This window comes from Amphibacillus indicireducens (assembly GCF_039539605.1).
Classification (GTDB): domain Bacteria; phylum Bacillota; class Bacilli; order Bacillales; family Amphibacillaceae; genus Amphibacillus; species Amphibacillus indicireducens.
The window spans coordinates 1-21,312 of record NZ_BAABDL010000034.1 but is presented as its reverse complement, the minus strand read 5'-3'; the positions used below and the strand labels follow the sequence as shown (position 1 = coordinate 21,312).

The window sequence follows — 21,312 nt, the reverse complement described above, 5'->3', positions numbered from 1 at the left end:
ATAGGCGGACTTGATTCGTGAATTGGTGGACTCGGATTGGATATTGATGGACTTGTGAGCGCGAAATAATCATTTATCTCTAAGAATTTATGATAAACTAACGTACTTTCTTTTAATCCCCGTTACCCGTCCTGTATAAAACGTGCTTACATATCAAAATTTAACTATTTAAATTAACTATTTTTAAGATTGATCCTACTAAACTCGGGTATATTAACTCAAAGTCTAGTCGTTCATCATTAACTAGATTTAAACTAATCAACTCAAACTAAGATAGGACAATGTTATGACTACCGTTGCACAACATATTGTAAATATTTTAGAAGAACATGAAGTTAAATACGTGTTTGGCTTACCGGGTGAGGAAAATATTACTTTAGTAAATCAATTAGAAAAATCTAAAAAAATAAAATTTATTCTCGTCCAAGACGAGCGCTCAGGCGCGTTTATGGCTAGTACAATGGGCTGGCTGTCTGGACAACCTGGTGTTGTGATTGCCACATTAGGGCCAGGCGCTTTAAACATGGCTTTAAGCATTGCCGATGCCCAAACCCACTCATTCCCACTAATAACGATCGCCGCCCAAGGCGATTTAGAAGCCAGAGTGAGAGAAACGACTCAAGTCGTCGATTTGAAAAGCGTCTTTACCCCAATCACAAAATGGTCAGAAGATTTAGTTGTCCTTGAGTCAACCTCCGAAATGATTAACAAAGCTTATAACATCGCAATGACAGAACGGAAAGGGGCAACTTTTGTCACGATTCCAGCATCTTTAGAACAAGAAAAACATGTTGAAACATCACAAATGATCATTCATGCTAGAAACCCTCAAATTACACCAACTGAGGAAGCTATTAGAGAAGCAACTGAGCTATTAAAAAAAGCTAAAAAGCCAATAATTTTAGCTGGCCTTGGTGTCAGCCGTGAAAATACCTCTCACGAACTTACTAAATTTGCCGAAAAACATAACATCCCAGTTGCAACATCATTTATGGCAAAAGGTACGATACCAGATACATCTAAATTATCTTTAGGTGTTGTCGGTTTCTTTGTCGATGATTATATTAATGAATATCTGGAAAATGTCGATACGATACTCGCAATCAGCTATGACTTTGCGGAATTCGATCCGTCCGAAATCAACCCGAAAAGCGATAAATCAATTATTAACATGCATACATTCGCCCAAGAAACGCATGAAAATTTTTCGATGGAAACGAAGCTGATTGGAAACTATCAAAAAGCATTACTAAATTATCTAACACTTTAGGTAATTACAGGGCAAATGATTTTGAAAATCATGTTCGTGAAAAGTTAAATGCCGAATTTGAAAAGGGTGAGCAAACTGGAAAAACGTTACTTAATCCCGTCCAAATTGTCCATGCGACAAGAAAAGCCTTACCAGAAGAGGGAAAGGTTTTGGTCGATACAGGTGCCGATAAAATGTGGATGGCACGATTATTCCCGGCTTATCAGCTAAACACTGTTCTAATCAATAACGCACTATCATCAATGTCTTGGGCAATTTCTGGAACTATCGCAGCAAAATTGCTCAACCCAGATACACCGATGTTAACGGTTGTAGGTGATGGCGCTTTTCACATGAGTTCAGCAGAGATTGCAACGGCTAAAAAAAATAACATCCCATTAACAATTTTAATTTGGGATGATTCAGGATATGGACTGATTAAATGGAAGATGGAGATGGAATTAAACGAACATTCAAACGTCGATTTTGACAACCCTGATTTCATCAAAATTGCCGAAGCATACGGAGGCAATGGCTACGTCGTTAAGGGCAGAGATGATCTTGAAGAAAAACTTAAAACCTGCTTAGAAAAAGACCAAGGCATTAATATCATCGTCGCGCCAGTTGACTATAAGGATAACATGAAATTAACGGAAGAATTAAACAGACAATCAAAATAGCTATCACTTATTATCAGTGTATCTTCCGCTGGTTCTTGTAAATACTAAAAAAACAATGACCATGATGGAGAATTCAAATGAATCAGAACCAATCAGCAAACAATCAGACAGAGGCTAGCAAAAAAGCAAACAAAACAAATCCTGAAAAAGTAAAACAAGAAATCAAAAAAGACCTCAGCCAAGGCCAAGGCACAATCACCTCCCGCGAAGCAGGACATATGAGGGATTGATTTAAGCAAAAAAACCAGTGAACGAATCTGTTTGCTGGTTTTTTGTAAGCCTAATTGTAAGACAAAATAATAAGTATCAGTACCTAATCCCCCCATTTAATGTTATGATACAGAGAGAAAATAAAATCAGTGAGGAGGGAGGAGTGCGCATGGGAGTTGAAGGTAGCCCAATTGCTAAGATTGAGCGGAATATGCGATACATAAACGGGATTATTAAACATAAGGGTAGAGAAATTTTAAAAAATTATTCGATTACAACACCGCAATTTATTGCTTTACAGTGGTTGCTTGAAGATGGTGACTTAACGATTGGTGAATTGTCACATAAAATTAATTTAGCTTTTAGTACGACAACAGACTTAGTTGATCGGATGGAGAAAAATGAATTAGTTGAACGTACGCGTGATACGAAAGATCGTAGAGTTGTTAGAATACATCTACTGCCAGTTGGGAAGAAGATTATTCGAGAGGTGATTGTTAAACGACAAGCATACTTGAAACAAGTGTTAAATGATGTACCTGCTGACAAAGTTGATATGCTTGATGATGTACTAGAACTTTTACTAGAGAAGATGCAGTGGGATCATGAAAATAATTAGTAGATAGAAAAAGAGGGATGAATTTGGATCAACCAATCGGAGTGATTGATTCAGGAGTTGGTGGTCTAACAGTAGCTCGTGAATTAATGCGTCAACTACCAAAGGAAGAAATTATTTATTTAGGCGATACGATTCGCTGTCCATACGGGCCACGCCCAGAGAGTGAAATCGTTCAATTCACGTTGGAAATGGTCGATTTTTTGATCAAAAAACAGATTAAACTGCTCGTGATCGCATGTAATACTGCGACAGCATTTACATTAGATTTATTAAAGGAAAAGTTGGACATTCCTGTAATTGGTGTGATTCAACCTGGGGCGAGAGCTGCGATTAAAGTTACGAAAACAAAACGGGTGGCTGTGATCGGTACGGAGGGAACGATTAAGAGTCAGGCTTATCCGAAAGCTTTGAAGCAGATTTCTTCGAAGCTATCTGTCAGTGACTTAGCTTGTCCTGCGTTTGTGTCACTTGTTGAGAGTGGAAATTATTCAGAAGAAAAAATTAAAAAAGTTGTGCATGAATCACTGGCACCGCTGAAGAGTCAACAGGGACTTGATACGCTGATTCTTGGCTGTACACATTATCCAATTATTGCCGATCAGATTCAAGCTGAAATGGGAAGTCAGGTTCAAATTATTTCTTCGGGTGCGGAGACAGCTCGTGAGGTAAGTACAATTTTATCTTATCAACAGCTAGGTTATAAAGGTGATCGTTTTCCCACTCATCGTTTCTATACAACGGGAGATCCTGATTTATTTAAACAAATTGCTAATCAGTGGATGGATGATCCTGTTGATTCTGTTAAAAATGTCGTGATTGATCAAACTAAAAACAAGTAGTTAAGCTACTTGTTTTTTTAGTCCTAGCAGGTCTAATTTAGAAAAAGAGCTCGTATACATATTAGTACAAACCATCTAGAGGAGGGTACGTATGAATATGCGAGTAATCAAGAAAAAAGTGACACTGTTTTTTTTAGTTGTCTTAAGTTTAGTTATAGTGATCGGCTGTAATTCATCGGCAGATGATGATTTAGAGGATATCGATGTGCCAGAAGATCAAGCGAGCGATCTTGAGGGGGAAGAGGATTTAGAAGATGGCGAGCAGGGTTTGGCGACTGAAACAGTGGCACGTAGATTGTATTTGTTAAGTAAGGAAGGGGTTGTTGTGCCACATACGATTGAGTTGCCAAAATTAGACTCGAATGAAGTGGCGGCACAGGCTGTTGAATATTTAGTTGAAGGAGGGCCAATTTCTAATCTGTTGCCAAGTGGTTTTGAAGCCGTGTTACCCGCAGGTACAGAAGTGATCGATATGAATTTGGAAGAGGATGGAACGTTAGTTGTTAATTTTACTGAGGAATTTAATGAGTATGATGGGTCAAAAGAACAACAAATTATTCAAGCGATGACGTATACGTTGACTGAATTTGATAGTGTTGAGCGGGTCAAGCTGTGGGTGAATGGTTTTGAGCAAAACACAATGCCTGTTAATGGCACACCAATTCGTGATGGGGTGAGTCGTGCTAATGGGATCAATATTCTTGACTCAGATGCGGTTGATCTGATCAATAGTGAAGCGGTGACTATTTATTATCCGGCACAATACGGTGAAACGATTTATTACGTTCCAGTGACGCAACATATTGAATCGGAAGATTTGAATTATGGAATTGTCGAGGCACTATTAAGTGGTCCAACTTATGAATCAAAGTTGTTGCATGTTTTTAATCCGAATATAGAGTTGATTGATGTGAATGTTTCGAGTGATGGTGTGGTGATGGTTGAGTTTACTGAAGAGATATTAGCCGATGTTAATGAAGCTTATATCGCTGATGAAGTCATTGAAACGCTAGTGTTAACGTTAACTGATCAGCCTGATATATCGGGTGTAGCGATTACAGTGGAAAATATCGAGCAAATTTTCAATGAGCATGGAGTTCCGTATAGTGAACCTGTAACGCGTGAGTCATTTGTTCCAACTGGTAGCTTCTAAGCTGATTTATCAGCTTTTTTTTTAACCTTTTTTAAAAATTTAGAATGAAAGTAACGATTGAGCTTAAAATATGGTACGATTGTTTTGAATAGGAGGATAATTTAATGAGACCAAATGAGCGAAAGTTTGATGAATTACGACCAATTACGATCAATTCAGAATTTATTACCCATCCGGAGGGTTCTGTTTTAATTACAATCGGTGGCACGAAGGTTATTTGTAATGCGAGTATCGAGGAACGAGTGCCGCCATTTTTACGTGGGCAGGGGAAGGGGTGGATCACTGCAGAATATGCGATGCTTCCACGAGCAACTGAGCAGAGAAATATTAGAGAATCTTCACGTGGAAAAGTTTCTGGTCGAACGATGGAAATTCAGCGTTTAATCGGGCGTGCCTTAAGGGCAGTTGTTAATTTAGATAAAATTGGAGAGCGGACGATTTGGGTTGACTGTGATGTGATTCAAGCAGATGGCGGAACACGAACAGCATCGATTACAGGTGCGTTTGTTGCGGTTGTACTTGCTTTAGGAAAATTAATTGAGCAAAAAGCGATTGCAGAGATGCCGATTACAGATTATTTAGCTGCCATTTCGGTGGGGATCTTACCGACCGGTGAAGCTGTGCTAGACTTAGAATATGTTGAAGATGCAGAAGCTAAAGTTGATATGAACATCGTGATGACGGGTAATCATGAGTTTGTTGAACTCCAAGGAACAGGCGAGGAAGCAAGTTTTTCATATGATGAGTTGCAGGAGATGCTTGAATTAGGTAAAAAAGGGATTGAGGATATTTTTGAACTCCAAAAAAATGTCTTAGGCGACTTAGCTGAATTGATTGTAAAAAAAGAGGATAAATCATGAGGAAAATCTTAGTTGCGACAAAAAACAAAGGCAAAGTTGCTGATTTTAAAGCGATTTTCGATCGGGACAAAATTGAGGTGATCTCTTTGCTGGATCTGGATGCTTCGATCGATGATATTGAAGAAACGGGAGAAACTTTTTCAGAAAATGCGATTTTAAAAGCTGAGGGTATTGCTGAAAAATTGAATATACCTGTTTTGGCGGATGATTCTGGTTTGTCGGTTGATTATTTGGATGGGCGGCCGGGTGTTTATTCGGCGCGCTATGCGGGAATCGATCAGGACGATCAGCGTAACAATGATAAATTGTTGAGCGAGCTAGAGGGTGTGCCATTGAGTGAGCGAACGGCAACGTTTATTTGTGCGTTGGCTTTTGCGGTTCCTGGTGAAGAGACGGTTGTCAAATACGGAAAGTGTCATGGTGTGATCGTTGAGGAGCCTGTTGGTGAAAATGGTTTTGGTTATGATCCGTTGTTTATGGCGGATGGGTATGACCGGACGATGGCACAGTTATCAGCTGATGAAAAGGCACAGATCAGCCATCGTGGTCGTGCTTTGGTGGCGTTAGCTGAGTGGTTAAAATTAGAAGGGAAAGGAGGTTTTTAGTGATGCCGAAAGCTTTAATTGTCAGTGATAGTCATGGGATGATGCTTGAGTTATTAGCGATCAGAACGCGTCACATGGGTGAAGTGGATCTAATGATTCATTGTGGTGATTCGGAGTTAGATTATAATCATGAGACGATTCAAGGTTTTAAACGAGTGGGTGGTAATACAGATTTTGATCCTGAGTTTCCTAATGAATTAGTTTTTGATCAGAATGGCACGACTTTTTTTGTTGCACACGGGCATATGCACAATATTAATTTGTCGTTAGAACCGATTACATATCGCGCTAGTGAACTGGGCGCAAAGATTATTTGTCATGGTCATTCACACCGCGCTGGTGCAACTCAAATGGGAAGTCAATTGGTAATTAATCCAGGTAGTATTCAATCACCACGCGATCGTCGTGAAGAGACGTATGCGATTTTGGAATGGGATGATCAAGGTAAGTATGATGTCCATTTTTATCGACTGATTGGAGAAGAAGTGCAAGAATTGGCGTTTTCAACGATCTTAGCTTGATTTTTTTGACGTTGGATCCTGACGTACTGATGTTTGATCAATAAGTTTGCGGGGTAATCAATAATCAGGAACAAAATTCTGATTATTGAGGTGAAGAAAATGGATGAGCGTAAAGAAATTGAACGTAAAGAAACAAAATCCGATCCAAGTAGAGTTGGTGTTGCATTTATTAAATATGCAACAATTCTAATTATTTTCTTCGGGATTCTGTGGTTTGTGATAACTTATATTCTGTGAGCTAGAATGAATAGGTAAATATATTTGAATATTTCGTAGAAGCTAAGGTCGAGTGCCTTAGCTTTTTTGTGTGAAGGAAATTTTTAACGACATTAAAGAGTCATTGGAACAAGCCCTGTCACGTATGATGAGGTTAGGGGAGTTGAGGCAGATGGTTGAATATTTGAAAGATTATTTAATTGAAGATGCACTTGTGATTATTCCTGCTCTGATGATTTTAGGGAAAATAATTAAGGACACGCCGAGGATTGAAGATTGGTTAATTCCTTATATCTTACTTGGCTTTGGAATTGTTTTTGCTGTTGGGATGATCGGATTCAGTTTTGATAGTGTGATTCAGGGGATTTTAGTAAGTGGGGCAGCGGTTTTTGGCAACCAACTGTATAAGCAAGGGAAGAATAGAGATGAAGGTTGAGTAATTTGGTCATTTTTAAGAGAGTAAAAAACCCTTATCAACGTTGATGTTGTAAGGGTTTTTGAGCGTCCCAGGAGAGATTCGAACTCCCGACCTACGGCTTAGAAGGCCGTTGCTCTATCCAGCTGAGCTACTGGGACATATTTTGGAGCGGGTGAAGAGAATCGAACTCTCGTCATCAGCTTGGAAGGCTGAGGTTTTACCACTAAACTACACCCGCATAAAATCTAATTTTGTTAGTCCATTTTAACGGACAAGATTTATTATAAGCATTTTTCAGAGTATTGTCAATCGATTTTTGATTAATTTTTAAAAGGTAATTGTAAGCGGCAAAAAGATCAAAAATCCAATTCCGCTTTGAAAACACTCTGATTGTTTTAATTTGTTAAATTAAATTAGATAAATCAGGCTGAAAATCAGTGAGATTAGTCATTTCAAGAGTTTGAAACTCAAGGGAAAATAACATATGCTATTTTAAAAGGAGAGAGGAAGTCGGCTATGTTTCTGAATGAACGAACCGCATCAAATGAGTTACGAACACTCCGGTCGCTCAATGCCCGAACAACATTATCAAAAAAAGAACGCCAATACTATTGGCATTTGGAAAAGGGGTTTGAAGGGGAGTGCTGGTTGGACAAGCGTTTAGAAGTTTTGCCCGACCATGTGTTGATCTTAAGAGATTTAACGTACGAGGTGAACCACACCACTTTTCAAATTGACACACTGTTGATTTTTCGTGAAAAATTGTATTTACTTGATGTGAAAAATAACGATGGTGACCACTACATCGAAGATGGCATTTGGAAGACTGCACAAGGAACCGAAATTAAAAACCCTCAACATCAGTTGTTACGCTGCACATCACTACTCCGAAAGTTACTTCAAATTATAGGGATAAACCTTAATATTTGTGCGCATCTCATCTTTGTTAATCTAGAGTTTACTCTTTACCAAGCACCACGAACACCTGAAATCATATTCCCCACTCAATTGAACCGTTTTATTGAAAAGCTGAAAACCGAACCCTGTAATCTTGGTCGCACGCACCAAAGAATCGCCAACCAACTTTTACAAAACAGCTTAAAAGTAAATCGCCATCAAATCCAATTTACCTATCAACTTGACCAAATGAAAAAAGGAATCCTTTGTAGTGAATGTTATGGGTTTATGCGGAGGTATAATCAAAAAAGGTTAATTTGCCTAAAGTGCAAAAAGATAGATTTAACTACAAATAGAATTTCAAGCAATATTAAAGAGTTTAAATTTCTTTTTCCAGATAAAAAGATTACATCTAAAGATATATACAATTGGTGTGGAGGAGTAGCTACAATGGATGTAATTCGTAGAGTATTAAACCAAAAATATGACTTAATATCACAAGGTAGGTCTTCACACTATGTTGAGAAATCTAAACCTGATTAAAGTAGAACACTATAAATAGAAAATACTTTTATAACTATAAATCCTATGAAAAACTATCGTTAGCCATCGCACGGGAAAATCTTCTGCACTTTAATGAACAGGAGCTAATCGTCGGAAATCGTCCTCTATCTCGGTGTGATCTCTAACGAATAGAAGCTAATCGTCGGAAATCGTCCTCTATCTCGGTGTGATCTCTAACGAATAGAAGCTAATCGTCGGAAATCGTCCTCTATCTCGGTGTGATTTCTAACGAATAGGAGCTAATCGTCGGAAATCGTCCTCTATCTCGGTGTGATTTCTAACGAATAGGAGCTAATCGTCGGAAATCGTCCTCTATCTCGGTGTGATCTCTAACGAATAGAAGCTAATCGTCGGAAATCGTCCTCTATCTCGGTGTGATTTCTAACGAATAGGAGCTAATCATCGGAAATCGTCCTCTATCTCGGTGTGATTTCTAACGAATAGGAGCTAATCGTCGGAAATCGTCCTCTATCTCGGTGTGATCTCTAACGAATAGGTGCTAATCATCAGATATCTTACTTAAATCACCTTGACATCCAACAAATAATGATAAATCGTTAAGGATTACTAATAAAAATCCTTAGATAAATGACAACCAAAAAGATCTACCTCTCCCCAAAGGTAGATCTACCAACGCTAAGCCATCCTCCATACAGCACACTACAAACAAAAAAAGTTGTTAATTGCCACCTTGAAGATCGATCATTAGTTGGTTTAACTCATCGACTTGTTTGTTTAAAAACTGGGCGATGGTGTTTGTTTCTTCGATATAATTGAGCTGATTAACAGATAGTTCCTCGATGCTCAGGTTCGTTGTAGCAGCAGTTTCTGCAATGTTCATCATTTGGTCTACTGTGTGAACAATCTCTTCAGAGTTCGAGGAGACTTGCTGGATTGTACTAGCTGTGTCATTAATTTCTCCGTCCACATTCGTTGTAGCTTCTAAAATTTGAGCAAATGAATCTTGAGTCGTTTTAATCAGTGCTAAGCTTTGATCGAGCTCTTTTCGTCCAGTCGCCATCGAACGACTTGCGCTTTGACTATCTGATTGAATGTCGGCAATAATATTAACAATCTGGTCGGTTGACTGATCGGTTTGTTCAGCAAGTTTTCTTACTTCATCAGCAACTACTGCGAACCCTTTACCAGCCTCACCAGCTCTGGCCGCTTCAATCGCTGCGTTTAAAGCGAGTAAGTTCGTCTGTTCAGAAATGTCTGAGATAACGGTAATGATTCCACTAATTTCATTTGAACGATCGGCTAGTGAAACAATCACATCTGTTAAACTCTCAAATGCTTCAGCTAAAACTTGCATTTGATTTGTCGTTTGAGTTAACAATTCTTGTCCCTGCTGAGATTCATTCGTCATCAGTTGAGATGATTCGACAATTGATGCAGTACTTGAAGCAATTTGCTGGATCGCAAGTGTCATATGATTTAACATCTGACTGCTTTCAGTCGCTTGAGTTACCTGTTGTTCACTACCATTTCGAAGCTCACGGATATGATCACTAATCCCTTCACTAATTGACTGCGTTTCTTTAGCGTTAGATACAAGCGATTTGGCCGTTTGATCAACATGAGCACTTGTATCCTTTAATTGCTCAATAATTGCAAGATGCATCGCTTGATTTCTCTCATTTATCACTTCAAGTTCATTAAAACGGCGTTGCTTCGCATGAATTTGCCAAATCGTCGCCAAAGCAGTCAACCCTAAGAAAATCGCATGCATTAACACCATCGTAAATGTATACTCAGAAGTCCCGTAAACAAAAATCGTCAATGCCGGGACAAAATAGCCAAGCAAATGCTGAATCACAAAAATCACGGTCATCGTAATCACTAGGCGAATTTGCTCATAATAAGCAAGCATAGCCACAACCATGAACAGTGAAAAATGGTACTCAACCATTCCATCGCCACCCATAATCGTACTAATGCTAGAAAAAGATAACGTCAAAGTCACTAAAATAGGTAGCCGCGGATGCTCGTCATTTATTTTATACGTAATAAATGAAGCAATCAATAATGCAATCGGAATCACCAAAAAAATCAACGTAACAATCTGATAATAGCCAGGAACATCAGCAGAACTATCAGAAACTCCGTGATGATTAATCATATTTATTAGATCAAAAGAATGCAAAAAATGGACAACAAAAGTTATCGCCATCGACACACTAGCTAAAATAAGCATTAATTTATTCCTTTTCAACACAAAAACTCCTTTCAATTAAACACATACAATCAATTATACTACATAATACAACATAGTTCGACAGCAAAAATCTAGACAAAATCTATTTAAACAACAAAAAGCACCGCCCCCAACCTAATCAGGCTCAAGAACGGTGCTACAACCTTTTTTTACCAAAAACTCACCCTAGCTCTACACGACAAATTCCAAAGTTAATGTTCAACTAATTGGTCGACAGACACACTTAATTTTTCTTCAGGGTTGTCTAATGGGTGGATTGTTGCTAACATTTGGTCTTCGTCAACGTGTTCGATAAAAACTTTTTGACCTTGAAAAGTAACGTGTACCATATCGGGAATCATAACGATTTCTTGTGCGCGGGCAGCATCCATTTTTTCAACTCCTTATCTTTTAATCAGTCTTAATATTGACAAGCGACCGTAAAACATACTTTAAATTATTATTTTGGTATTTGCAGAAATTAAGTGGAATAGGCTATAATAATGTATCTAGATCAATCGAGAGAATTTTCCAATAAATAATTCAAACAACACCTAATAGAAGTGTAACTGACATAATAATGTTCATCGAGCATGTACCAAAGTTGCAAATGGTTTGAACTCGAAGTAAACAGGGAATAATAAATAAATAATCCATTTGAGACTAACTATAAAGGAGGGATATGATGCAGGAACAGCACAGTAATATTGTCTTATTTCCCAAACAACGTGAAAGACTTGAACAAAGTGGATTTCACGCGATGCATGAGAAGAACTTTGTTCAGGCAATTGACTACTTTGATCAGTTGCTGAGCTATGGGGTCAACGATCAAGCGATAGTATTAGGTAAACTTACAAGTTTAATTGAGTTAGGTCGACAAGATGAGGCTGAGCAATTATGTGAGGAATTAATCGCACGCAAGGATGAACACTATTTTTCATACATAAATATTTACGCAACGTTGTTATTTCAATTTCATAAACATAAAGATGTTGCTAAAGTTTTAAAGAATGCGCTTAGTTCTGAGGAAATACCATCGATCTTAAGAAGTCAATTTGAGAAACTTTACGATGTTAATCAACCACTCGTCAATGAGCAAATTGAACAAGAAGAAAAAATTACTAAGCGAGAATTAATTGATGCATTTGAGGCAAATGACAATTTAGCGCAATGGCACTTGGTTAACCATTTGCAAAATGCTGATGTCACACCATACATAACTTTGTTTGAAGAAATGCTGGTCGATGAAAAAGTTAATCCAATCATTAAAACCGTAATTGTCGGCTTGTTGCAGGCGAAGTCAATTGATCAGGAATTTAAAGTCATTAAATTCGGGACCGAGATTGAAATTAATCCAAAGACATTTCCGTTTAAAAATGATCATCCATTTCGGCTGGCATTGACGGAAGCGATGGAGGATTATGAACAACAAAACCCAACGCTGTATCAATTATGCGAACAACTAATTGATCGATTTTTTTACGTTCTATATCCGTTAACTCCACCATTGTCTGATCTTGATCGGATCATAAGTGCGATGATTGCAATTGTTGAGAATTCGTTTGAAGCTAAATCAAAGCTAAACGAAGAGTATTATTCAAAGGAACTGCTTACGACGGTTAATCAGATTATTGAATTAGAGAAAATTTATTTTTCAATCATGGAAGAGTGATTGAACTTCGGCTCTGATTCGCGTGAGAATTCGTTAATTCTAATTGTTGAATCGGTGTATGTTTGTGTTATAATAGAATGGTTGTAATTTGCGTTCGGAATCGAATCAATTTGGAGAATCATGAATGAACGGCAAATAGAATTTATTTATGTATTAATGGAGGGAATTAGTATGACAGCAAAATGGGAGAAAAAAGAGGGTAATGTAGGTACCCTTACTGTAGAGGTCGAAGCAGCAAAATTTAATGATGCATTAGACCAGGCATTTAAAAAAGTCGTTAAAGATGTACAACTACCTGGGTTCCGTAAAGGAAAAGTACCACGCGGTTTATTCGAACAACGTTTTGGCGTTGAATCTTTATATCAAGATGCGGTCGATTTTGTTTTACCAGAAGCGTACACTGCAGCAGTTGAAGAAACAGGTATTTCACCTGTCGATCAGCCAGACGTGGATATTACTCAAATTGAAAAAGGCGAGCCACTGATCTTTACTGCAGAAGTGACAGTAAAACCTGAAGTTAAATTAGGTGACTACAAAGGTCTTGAGATTGAAGAAGAAGACATTACAGTTACAGAAGAAGAAGTAAATGAAGATATTGAAAACCAACGTCAACGTTTAGCAGAGCTTGTCGTTAAAGAAGACGGCGCAGTTGAAGATGGTGATACTGTAGTAATCGACTTTGAAGGCTTTATCGGTGATGAAGCATTTGAAGGTGGAGCAGGCAAAAACCACACACTTGAAATTGGTTCAGGTTCATTTATTCCAGGTTTTGAAGACCAACTAATCGGTAAGGAAAATGACGCAGACACTGAAGTAAAGGTAACATTCCCAGAAGATTATCATGCAGAAGATCTTGCCGGAAAAGAAGCAATTTTCAAAGTTAAAATTCATGAAATCAAAGCGAAGGAATTACCTGAATTAGATGATGAGTTCGCAAAAGATGTTGATGAAGATGTTGAAACATTAGCTGAACTTACTGAAAAAACGAAAGAGCGCTTAGCAGAGCAAAAGCAAACAAGTGCAGATAATGCTAAACGTGAATCACTCATTAATCAAGCTTCTGAAAATGCGGAAATTGATATTCCAGAAGTGATGATCGAAAATGAACTTGAGCGTATGGTAAGTGAATTCGAACAACGTTTACAACAACAAGGGATGACACTTGAAATGTATTCACAATTCTCAGGTCAAGGTCAAGATGAGCTAAAAGAACAAATGCGTGAAGATGCAGGCAAGCGTGTTCAAACAAACCTTGTTTTAGAAGCGATTTACGAGCAAGAAGGCTTAGAAGTATCTGATGAGGATCTTGAAAAGGAATTCGAATCAATGTCTAAGATGTACAATATGGAAATTGAGCAACTGAAACAAATGCTTGGTGGAAATACTGACATGCTAAAAGAAGATTTGAAGTTCTCGAAAGCAATTGATTTCTTAGTTGAGCATAGTAAAGCAAAATAATCAGTCATTAAAAGAGAAAACAAGGTGCAAGCTCACCTTGTTTTCTCTAATCATCTTTTTTACATAAGTGAGAGCAATGCTTTTCACTACGTTTTTTAAAATACATATGATATCATACACACGCTCTGTAAAATTCGTTTAAGGTTTTGCCAAATGGGCAAGACTAAAACAGGAATGATAAGAGCAATTGTTTTGAATCTAATTTTGAATTTGTTATGATAAATCCATAAGCAACGATTTGCTTAATTCATACAATTTAAAAGATAAAGGTTAGTTTCTCATAGAGAGGTGAAGGAATTTGTATAAATATGGTGATGAAAAAGGGCAATTAAAATGTTCATTTTGCGGTAAAACACAGGAACAAGTTCGTAAATTAGTGGCTGGACCTGGTGTATATATATGTGATGAGTGTATTGAACTCTGTGCTGAAATTGTTGAAGAAGAGCTTGGACCAAATCTTGAGCTTGAATTCACTGATGTGCCAAAGCCACAAGAAATTGCAGATATTTTAAATGATTATGTGATTGGCCAAAATAAAGCAAAGAAGAGCTTGTCAGTTGCCGTTTACAATCATTATAAGCGAATCAATACGATGGATCATAATGATGACGTCGAATTGGCGAAAAGTAATATTGCGATGATTGGACCAACAGGTAGTGGGAAAACATTACTTGCTCAAACATTAGCACGTATTTTAAATGTACCATTTGCGATTGCAGATGCTACTTCTTTAACAGAAGCAGGTTATGTTGGAGAAGATGTTGAGAATATTTTATTAAAGTTAATTCAAGCTGCTGACTATGATGTTGAAAAAGCAGAAAAAGGCATCATTTATATTGATGAAATCGATAAGGTCGCTCGTAAGTCTGAAAACCCATCAATCACAAGAGATGTCTCTGGTGAAGGGGTACAACAAGCACTCTTGAAAATTCTTGAAGGAACAACAGCAAGTGTGCCGCCACAAGGTGGACGTAAGCACCCACATCAAGAATTTATTCAAATTGATACAACGAATATTTTATTCATCGTCGGTGGAGCATTTGATGGGATTGACCAAATTGTTAAAAGTCGTTTAGGTAAAAAGGTCATTGGATTTGATGCGGAGTCATCTGAAAGCGAACTGACAAAAGCGGAATTACTCCAAAAGGTATTGCCAGAAGATCTATTGAAATTCGGTCTTATTCCTGAATTCATTGGTCGTTTACCGATTATCGCTAGTCTAGAGCCGCTTGATCAAGAGGCGTTAATTCAAATTTTAACGAAACCAAAAAATGCGCTAGTTAAACAGTATCAACGTCTATTCCAGATGGATAATGTTGAATTAGAGTTTGAAGAAGATGCATTAGAAGCGATTGCTGAAAAAGCAATGGAACGCAAAACAGGTGCACGTGGTTTACGCTCAATTATTGAAACAATCATGTTAGATGTCATGTTTGAGTTGCCGTCACGTACTGATGTTGGAAAATGTATCATTACAAAAGAAACAGTTGAAGACGATCATGGTCGACCAACGCTTCTATCAGAAGATGGCACGATCGTAACTGAAGAAGAACCAAAAGAAAGTGCTTAATTGACGTACTTAAAATCCCTTGTTGCTTTAACAAGGGATTTTCTGCTCTAGAATGATCAATAGATGGAGGTTATCATGATGAGTCAACGAAGCCAGCTAACGATTCCTGTGCTTCCATTGAGGGGAATGGTTGTTTATCCGGCCGTTGTGATGCATTTAGATGTTGGAAGAAAGCCATCGGTCGAAGCCCTCGAGATGGCAATGATGCAAAAACGAGAAATTTTACTCATTTCGCAAAAAGAGAGTGCAATTAAAGAACCAAATCAAGACGATTTATACCCAATTGGAACGGTTGCGTATGTGAAACAAATGTTAAAATTACCGAATGGAACAATTCGTGTTTTAGTTGAAGGGACAGCGCGCGCCAAAGTGATCGACTATCAACAAGCAGAACCATACATGTTGGCTGAGGCGGAAATTTTAACCGATGACCAAGTATTAGACGAGCCCAAACGGGTTGCCTTAATTCGTATGCTACTGGAACAATTCAAGAAATACGTCGGCTTATCGAAAAAATTGTCGACCGAGACATACAGCAGTGTGATGGATATTGATGACTTATCTCGCTTAACAGATGTGATTAGCTCGCACCTACCACTTAAATTAACCGTCAAACAACAATTATTAGAAATGACTGTGATCGAAGACCGTGCACAGCAACTGGTAGAGTTAATCTCAAATGAACAAGAAGTTCTTCGGCTCGAACAAAAAATTGGTCGACGGGTGAAAAAGTCAATCGAACAAACGCAAAAAGAATATTATTTGCGTGAACAAATGAAGGCGATTCAAAAAGAACTTGGTGACAAAGATGGGAAATCTGGTGAAATCGCTGATTTACAAGAAAAAATTGAACAAAGTGGAATGCCAGAGCGGATGTTAAAGATTGCTGATAAAGAGCTCAGTCGCTATGAAAGAATTCCACAAACATCAGCTGAGAGTTCGGTTATTCGCAATTATTTGGATTGGCTTATTTCTCTACCTTGGACAGAAGAAACAGAAGATCACTTAGAAATAAACAAAGCAACAGACATTTTAAATCAAGATCATTACGGTTTGGAAAAAGTTAAAGAACGTGTACTTGAACACTTAGCTGTTCAACAACTAACAAGTAGTCTTCAAGGACCAATTTTGTGTTTAGTCGGTCCACCGGGTGTAGGAAAAACATCACTTGCAAAGTCAATCGCTCGTGCAATCAATCGTCGCTTTGTCCGCATGTCACTTGGTGGTGTTCGTGATGAAGCGGAAATAAGAGGACACCGCCGAACTTATGTTGGTGCGATGCCCGGTCGAATGATTCAAGGGATGAAAAAAGCCGCCACGATTAATCCAGTTATTTTATTGGATGAAATTGATAAAATGGCGAATGATTTTCGCGGTGATCCTGCAGCGGCAATGCTTGAGGTGTTAGATCCGGAACAAAATAATCAATTCAGTGATCATTTTATTGAAGAGCCTTATGATTTAAGTAACGTTATGTTTATCGCAACAGCAAATACGTTGCAAACAATTCCAGCTCCACTACTTGACCGGATGGAAATTATTTCGATAGCGGGTTATACCGAGGTGGAAAAACAACATATTGCAAAAGAGCATTTGATTCCAAAGCAACTAAAAGCCCATGGACTGACAAAAGGTCAATTGCAAATTCGTGATGAAGCAATTATTCAACTGATTCGGCGCTACTCACGAGAGGCTGGAGTCCGTCAGCTTGAGCGCCAAATTGCTGCACTTTGTCGAAAGGCGACAAAACTCTATGTCTCAGAGGAGAAGAAACGGATCATTATTACGAAAAAACAGGTAGAAAATTTATTAGGAAAACCGATCTATCGCTATGGTATGATGGAAACGGAAGATCAAATTGGTGCAGCTACTGGGCTTGCCTATACAGCAGCAGGGGGTGATACATTATCAATTGAAGTAAGTATTGTACCTGGAAAAGGAAAACTTGCGTTAACTGGAAAACTAGGTGATGTCATGAAAGAGTCTGCCCAAGCGGCGCTAAGCTATATCCGCTCACGGACGGACGAGCTATCGATTGATCCAGATTTTTATCAAAATCATGACATTCATATTCATGTCCCAGAAGGTGCAACGCCGAAAGATGGTCCATCTGCTGGAATTACGATTGCAACAGCACTCGTCTCTAGTTTAACGAACCGAGCAGTTAAAAAAGAAGTAGGTATGACAGGTGAAATTACTCTTCGAGGTCGTGTGTTACCAATTGGTGGACTGAAAGAAAAAACGCTTAGCGCACATCGAGCTGGGTTAACGACGATTATTTTACCTAAAGATAATGAGAAGGATTTGGAAGACATTCCGAAAAGTGTCCGTGAAACACTAACCTTTATTAGCGTTAGCCATCTCGACCAAGTTTTACAGCATGCACTTATGGAGGTGTAGGATGAAAGTTACCCAAGCAGAATTTACGATTAGTGCCGTCGCACCGAAGCAATATCCAGCAGAAAATTTACCGGAAATAGCATTGGCCGGCAGATCAAACGTAGGAAAGTCGTCATTTATTAACAAAATGATTAACAGAAAAGCCTTAGCTAGAACATCATCAAAGCCTGGAAAAACACAAACTTTGAATTATTATTTCATTAATGAGTTCTTTTATTTCGTCGATGTACCTGGATACGGTTATGCAAAAGTGTCAAAAACAGAGCGTGAAGCATGGGGCAAAATGATGGAAACGTATTTTTCCGAACGTGAGCCATTACGAGCAACAATTCTCGTTGTCGATATTCGCCATAAGCCAACAAATGATGATGTGATGATGTATGATTTTTTAAAGCATTATCAAATTCCAGTAATGATTATTGCGACAAAGTTGGACAAGATCAAAAAAGGACAAGTTAATAAGCAAGTGAAGTTAATTAAAGAAACATTAGCGGTTGAACCAGAGGATCAAGTCATTCCGTTTTCTTCTGAAACAGCCCAAGGTAAAGAAACTGCCTGGCAAGTGATTCAATCGTATTTGGCTTGACGAAGTGGTTGAGTATAAAAATAACCTGAACGGTTTTCCAATCCGTTCAGGTTATTTTTTAGTAGCTAAGCAACAACTTTCTTACTACATAAGTGTCGAGTTTTCTAAGCTCAGGGAATCAAGGGTATTTCAAGTGAAATACCTGACGATAAGCTCCTATTCGTTAGAAATTGGCATGATGCGAAGGACGATCTCTGACGATTAGCCCTTATTCGTTAGATATCACACCATGCCAGATGCCGATTTCCGACGATTAGCCCTTATTCGTTAGATATCACACCATGCCAGATGCCGATTTCCGACGATTAGCCCTTATTCGTTAGATATCACACCGAGCTAGAGGACGATTTCTGACGATTAACCCTTATTCGTTACCTCTCTGGTGATTTTCCGGCGAGAGAGGGTACGATTAGGTGCTATTCGTTACCCCTCCGACTATTTTCCGGCGAGAGAGGGTACGATTAGGTGCTATTCGTTACTCCCCCGACAATTTTCCGGCGAGAGAGGGCACGATTAAGTGCTAATCGTTACCCCTCCGACGATTTTCCAGCGAGAGAGGGTACGATTAAGTGCTAATCGTTACTCCTCTAACGATTTTCTGGCGAGTCAGGGCACGATTAGCTCTATTTGTTACATTTATCGCGATTTTTTTATCGTTCGGACTATTTCTTTTTAAACAATAAATAAACGCCAAAGGCAATTAATCCGACTGGCCAGTAATCTTCAATAATCTTAATCAATGAGTCCATTGTTTGTGAAAATTGGTTATTTGTAATTGAAAAGAGCATAAATAGTCCAACAAAGAGCATAATTAACCCAGGATAAAGACCTACCTTCATCTTTTGGTAACGCACTAAAAAAGCCATACCAATAATGATTGCATAAACACTCCAATGTTCAACCCAATTCGGATAAAGTGCAACTGCATGAAAATGAATTCCTAATCCCAATAAAATGACACTCGGAAACAGTTTATCATAGTCGCGGCTAAGGTAACTATGGATGAATAAGCTGACTCCAAGGATGATTAATAGTGTTGGCCAAGTCATTAGACCATCTAAAAATGGAATTGAAAATTGTTCGAGTAAAAAGTATAAACCAACACCAATTAAGATGAAGGCCAATAAATAATTTTTCTTTCGCATTCGATTCACCTAGCTTTAATAAGATAATAATACCCTAATTATTCATAGAGAGATCGTCATCTAAAGACACTTCGCGTTCGGATCTAATATTATTTTAACAGATTGCCAGCCACTAAACTATTAAAATAGTAACTGTGGCGATTAGGTGTCAGTAATTTTTCGATAAATCCTTCCTGTGAATAAGCATAATATGTTGTAAAAATCATATATCTGTTATAGAAGACGTGTATTTTGATGGTATTAATAATCGTACTTTTATGAAAAAGTTGTCTTTGAAATAGGTAGAGTTTTACGTCTTATTAATTAAAATTATCTGTCTTCAGTTAATGAAGATAATAATTTTAGCGGAGGAGGAGAGTTGATGGCGGATAAAGAGGTTAAGCCATTTCATTTTGATTTAACTGAAACGTTATTTTTTCACAGAAATGAAGGCGTTTCAGAAATGTTGGGAATTGGATTAGACCCTGAAATAACGATTGAATCACATCCCGATCATGTCTCGATTCGGGGAATTATTGCATTAACGGGAGAATATTTGCCTGAATTTGTTGCTGATCAAACTGAAGTGGATGATGACGATGAGGTTCAGATGCGATACTTTAAACGGGTTGAACGTGATGAGGATGGTATTTGCGAATTTCTCCATCATTTCCCGATTGATATTTCGATACCACATGAGCGAATTAGTCAGCTGTCTGACTTGACAGTTAAGGTGGATCATTTTGATTATCATATTGCTGACCCTCGTAAATTAGAGTTAGAAGCAACTGTACAAATTGGTGGGCTTGAATATGATCGTGAAGCGGAGACCGAGGAAGAACCAGCTGAAGATCTACCTGAAGAAGAGGATGAGGAAGCTGATCGGGTTCAGTTTGATTTGAAAATTAAAGAAGATCAGCCTGACGATGAAATAGGAGAAGAAGTCGCTGAGGAGAAAGAGGAGGAAGAAAAGGTTGTCCCTTTCAAAAAACGTGAGCAACCGAAGCCTGACGTGAAAGTTGAGGCTCAAAACGAGATAAGAGAAGTTGTTGATGAAGACGATAATACTGACGAAGTTGAATCTGAAGTTGAACGAACGATTGACGATCGGGTCGAGCATCCGACTTACTTATTGGATTTATTTGAACAAAGTGGCGAGTCAGATGAACGCTTTGCACAGATGAAGATGTATATCGTCCAAGATCAGGATTCGCTTGAACAAATTTCGGAAAAATATCAAGTGAATTTAGTTAAGCTGCAAAGAATGAATCGCCTTGATTCAACGGATATTCAAGTAGGACAAATCATCTATATTCCAAATTAAAAAATAAGTGTAGAAATTTTCTACACTTATTTTTTTCTTAATTATAGAAGTGAACTTTTTTAAACAAGATCTAAGTATCCTAGATTATTCATAGCCCAATCATAAAACCTGAATAAACCGCATCAAATCAATTAAAAATAACCAATCAAT

At 38.1% G+C, this 21,312-nt stretch carries 21 protein-coding genes and 2 tRNA genes; 18 read left to right on the top strand and 5 right to left on the bottom strand.

The window, feature by feature from the left end:
• The first annotated feature begins 286 nt into the window (after window positions 1–286).
• The 11 genes from ABD814_RS03220 (at window position 287) to ABD814_RS03170 (ending at window position 7,388) form a co-directional block, all read left to right on the top strand.
• The gene (locus ABD814_RS03220; protein WP_344910278.1) at window positions 287–1,270 is read left to right on the top strand and encodes a thiamine pyrophosphate-binding protein; all 984 of its coding nucleotides are present in this window, start codon (window positions 287–289) and stop codon (window positions 1,268–1,270) included.
• Between the two features lie 149 nt (window positions 1,271–1,419).
• On the top strand, window positions 1,420–1,929 hold the full coding sequence (locus tag ABD814_RS03215) for a thiamine pyrophosphate-dependent enzyme (protein WP_344910276.1): 510 nt from the start codon (window positions 1,420–1,422) through the stop codon (window positions 1,927–1,929).
• Window positions 1,930–2,006: 77 nt separating this feature from the next.
• Window positions 2,007–2,159, top strand: a complete 153-nt coding sequence (locus tag ABD814_RS03210) for a hypothetical protein (RefSeq protein WP_344910274.1) — start codon at window positions 2,007–2,009, stop codon at window positions 2,157–2,159.
• 149 nt (window positions 2,160–2,308) lie between these two features.
• On the top strand, window positions 2,309–2,758 hold the full coding sequence (locus ABD814_RS03205) for a MarR family winged helix-turn-helix transcriptional regulator (protein ID WP_344910272.1): 450 nt from the start codon (window positions 2,309–2,311) through the stop codon (window positions 2,756–2,758).
• Between the two features lie 23 nt (window positions 2,759–2,781).
• Window positions 2,782–3,597, top strand: a complete 816-nt coding sequence (racE, locus tag ABD814_RS03200) for a glutamate racemase (RefSeq protein WP_344910270.1) — start codon at window positions 2,782–2,784, stop codon at window positions 3,595–3,597.
• Between the two features lie 91 nt (window positions 3,598–3,688).
• Window positions 3,689–4,750 carry a GerMN domain-containing protein gene (locus ABD814_RS03195; protein ID WP_344910269.1) on the top strand — a complete coding sequence of 354 codons (1,062 nt, stop codon included), beginning with the start codon at window positions 3,689–3,691 and terminating at the stop codon, window positions 4,748–4,750.
• A 104-nt stretch (window positions 4,751–4,854) separates the two neighbouring features.
• Window positions 4,855–5,610, top strand: a complete 756-nt coding sequence (rph, locus tag ABD814_RS03190; RefSeq protein WP_344910267.1) for a ribonuclease PH — start codon at window positions 4,855–4,857, stop codon at window positions 5,608–5,610.
• Entirely contained in the window at window positions 5,607–6,215 is a 609-nt protein-coding gene (locus ABD814_RS03185) for an XTP/dITP diphosphatase (RefSeq protein ID WP_344910265.1), read from the top strand. The genes rph and ABD814_RS03185 overlap by 4 nt, the downstream gene beginning before the upstream one ends.
• 2 nt (window positions 6,216–6,217) lie before the next feature.
• Window positions 6,218–6,736 (top strand): metallophosphoesterase family protein, encoded by a 519-nt coding sequence (locus ABD814_RS03180; protein WP_344910263.1) that lies wholly within the window; start codon window positions 6,218–6,220, stop codon window positions 6,734–6,736.
• A gap of 99 nt (window positions 6,737–6,835) precedes the next feature.
• Window positions 6,836–6,973, top strand: coding sequence for a hypothetical protein (locus ABD814_RS03175; protein WP_344910262.1), 138 nt, complete (start codon window positions 6,836–6,838; stop codon window positions 6,971–6,973).
• A 151-nt stretch (window positions 6,974–7,124) separates the two neighbouring features.
• Window positions 7,125–7,388, top strand: coding sequence for a phage holin family protein (locus ABD814_RS03170; protein ID WP_344910260.1), 264 nt, complete (start codon window positions 7,125–7,127; stop codon window positions 7,386–7,388).
• 66 nt (window positions 7,389–7,454) lie between these two features.
• Here ABD814_RS03170 and ABD814_RS03165 read toward each other — a convergent pair.
• Both ABD814_RS03165 and ABD814_RS03160 read right to left on the bottom strand, forming a co-directional pair.
• Window positions 7,455–7,528: transfer RNA gene (locus ABD814_RS03165), tRNA-Arg, on the bottom strand.
• Between the two features lie 6 nt (window positions 7,529–7,534).
• Window positions 7,535–7,608, bottom strand: a tRNA-Gly gene (locus ABD814_RS03160).
• A gap of 278 nt (window positions 7,609–7,886) precedes the next feature.
• On the opposite strand from ABD814_RS03160, the gene ABD814_RS03155 reads away from it, so the two are divergent.
• Window positions 7,887–8,810: a nuclease-related domain-containing protein gene (locus tag ABD814_RS03155; RefSeq protein WP_344910258.1), complete on the top strand. Its 924-nt coding sequence runs from the start codon at window positions 7,887–7,889 to the stop codon at window positions 8,808–8,810.
• Between the two features lie 700 nt (window positions 8,811–9,510).
• Here the strand turns inward: ABD814_RS03155 and ABD814_RS03150 are convergent.
• Together ABD814_RS03150 and ABD814_RS03145 are read right to left on the bottom strand one after the other, a co-directional pair.
• Window positions 9,511–11,046, bottom strand: coding sequence for a methyl-accepting chemotaxis protein (locus tag ABD814_RS03150; RefSeq protein WP_344910256.1), 1,536 nt, complete (start codon window positions 11,044–11,046; stop codon window positions 9,511–9,513).
• 194 nt (window positions 11,047–11,240) lie between these two features.
• On the bottom strand, window positions 11,241–11,420 hold the full coding sequence (locus ABD814_RS03145) for an H-type small acid-soluble spore protein (protein ID WP_344910254.1): 180 nt from the start codon (window positions 11,418–11,420) through the stop codon (window positions 11,241–11,243).
• Between the two features lie 293 nt (window positions 11,421–11,713).
• On the opposite strand from ABD814_RS03145, the gene ABD814_RS03140 reads away from it, so the two are divergent.
• The 5 genes from ABD814_RS03140 to yihA all read left to right on the top strand — a co-directional run bounded on the left by ABD814_RS03140 (window position 11,714) and on the right by yihA (window position 18,714).
• Entirely contained in the window at window positions 11,714–12,700 is a 987-nt protein-coding gene (locus tag ABD814_RS03140) for a DUF3196 family protein (protein WP_344910252.1), read from the top strand.
• Between the two features lie 171 nt (window positions 12,701–12,871).
• Window positions 12,872–14,158: a trigger factor gene (gene tig / locus ABD814_RS03135; protein ID WP_344910250.1), complete on the top strand. Its 1,287-nt coding sequence runs from the start codon at window positions 12,872–12,874 to the stop codon at window positions 14,156–14,158.
• A 298-nt stretch (window positions 14,159–14,456) separates the two neighbouring features.
• Window positions 14,457–15,728, top strand: a complete 1,272-nt coding sequence (clpX, locus tag ABD814_RS03130) for an ATP-dependent protease ATP-binding subunit ClpX (protein WP_344910248.1) — start codon at window positions 14,457–14,459, stop codon at window positions 15,726–15,728.
• A gap of 78 nt (window positions 15,729–15,806) precedes the next feature.
• Window positions 15,807–18,128 carry an endopeptidase La gene (lon, locus tag ABD814_RS03125; RefSeq protein ID WP_344910246.1) on the top strand — a complete coding sequence of 774 codons (2,322 nt, stop codon included), beginning with the start codon at window positions 15,807–15,809 and terminating at the stop codon, window positions 18,126–18,128.
• Between the two features lies 1 nt (window position 18,129).
• Complete coding sequence (yihA, locus tag ABD814_RS03120; RefSeq protein ID WP_344910244.1) at window positions 18,130–18,714, top strand: ribosome biogenesis GTP-binding protein YihA/YsxC; 585 nt, start codon at window positions 18,130–18,132, stop codon at window positions 18,712–18,714.
• A gap of 662 nt (window positions 18,715–19,376) precedes the next feature.
• On the opposite strand, the gene ABD814_RS03115 is transcribed toward yihA, so the two are convergent.
• Complete coding sequence (locus ABD814_RS03115; RefSeq protein ID WP_344910243.1) at window positions 19,377–19,859, bottom strand: LiaI-LiaF-like domain-containing protein; 483 nt, start codon at window positions 19,857–19,859, stop codon at window positions 19,377–19,379.
• Window positions 19,860–20,220: 361 nt separating this feature from the next.
• On the opposite strand from ABD814_RS03115, the gene ABD814_RS03110 reads away from it, so the two are divergent.
• Complete coding sequence (locus tag ABD814_RS03110) at window positions 20,221–21,162, top strand: LysM peptidoglycan-binding domain-containing protein (RefSeq protein WP_344910241.1); 942 nt, start codon at window positions 20,221–20,223, stop codon at window positions 21,160–21,162.
• Window positions 21,163–21,312 lie beyond the last annotated feature (150 nt).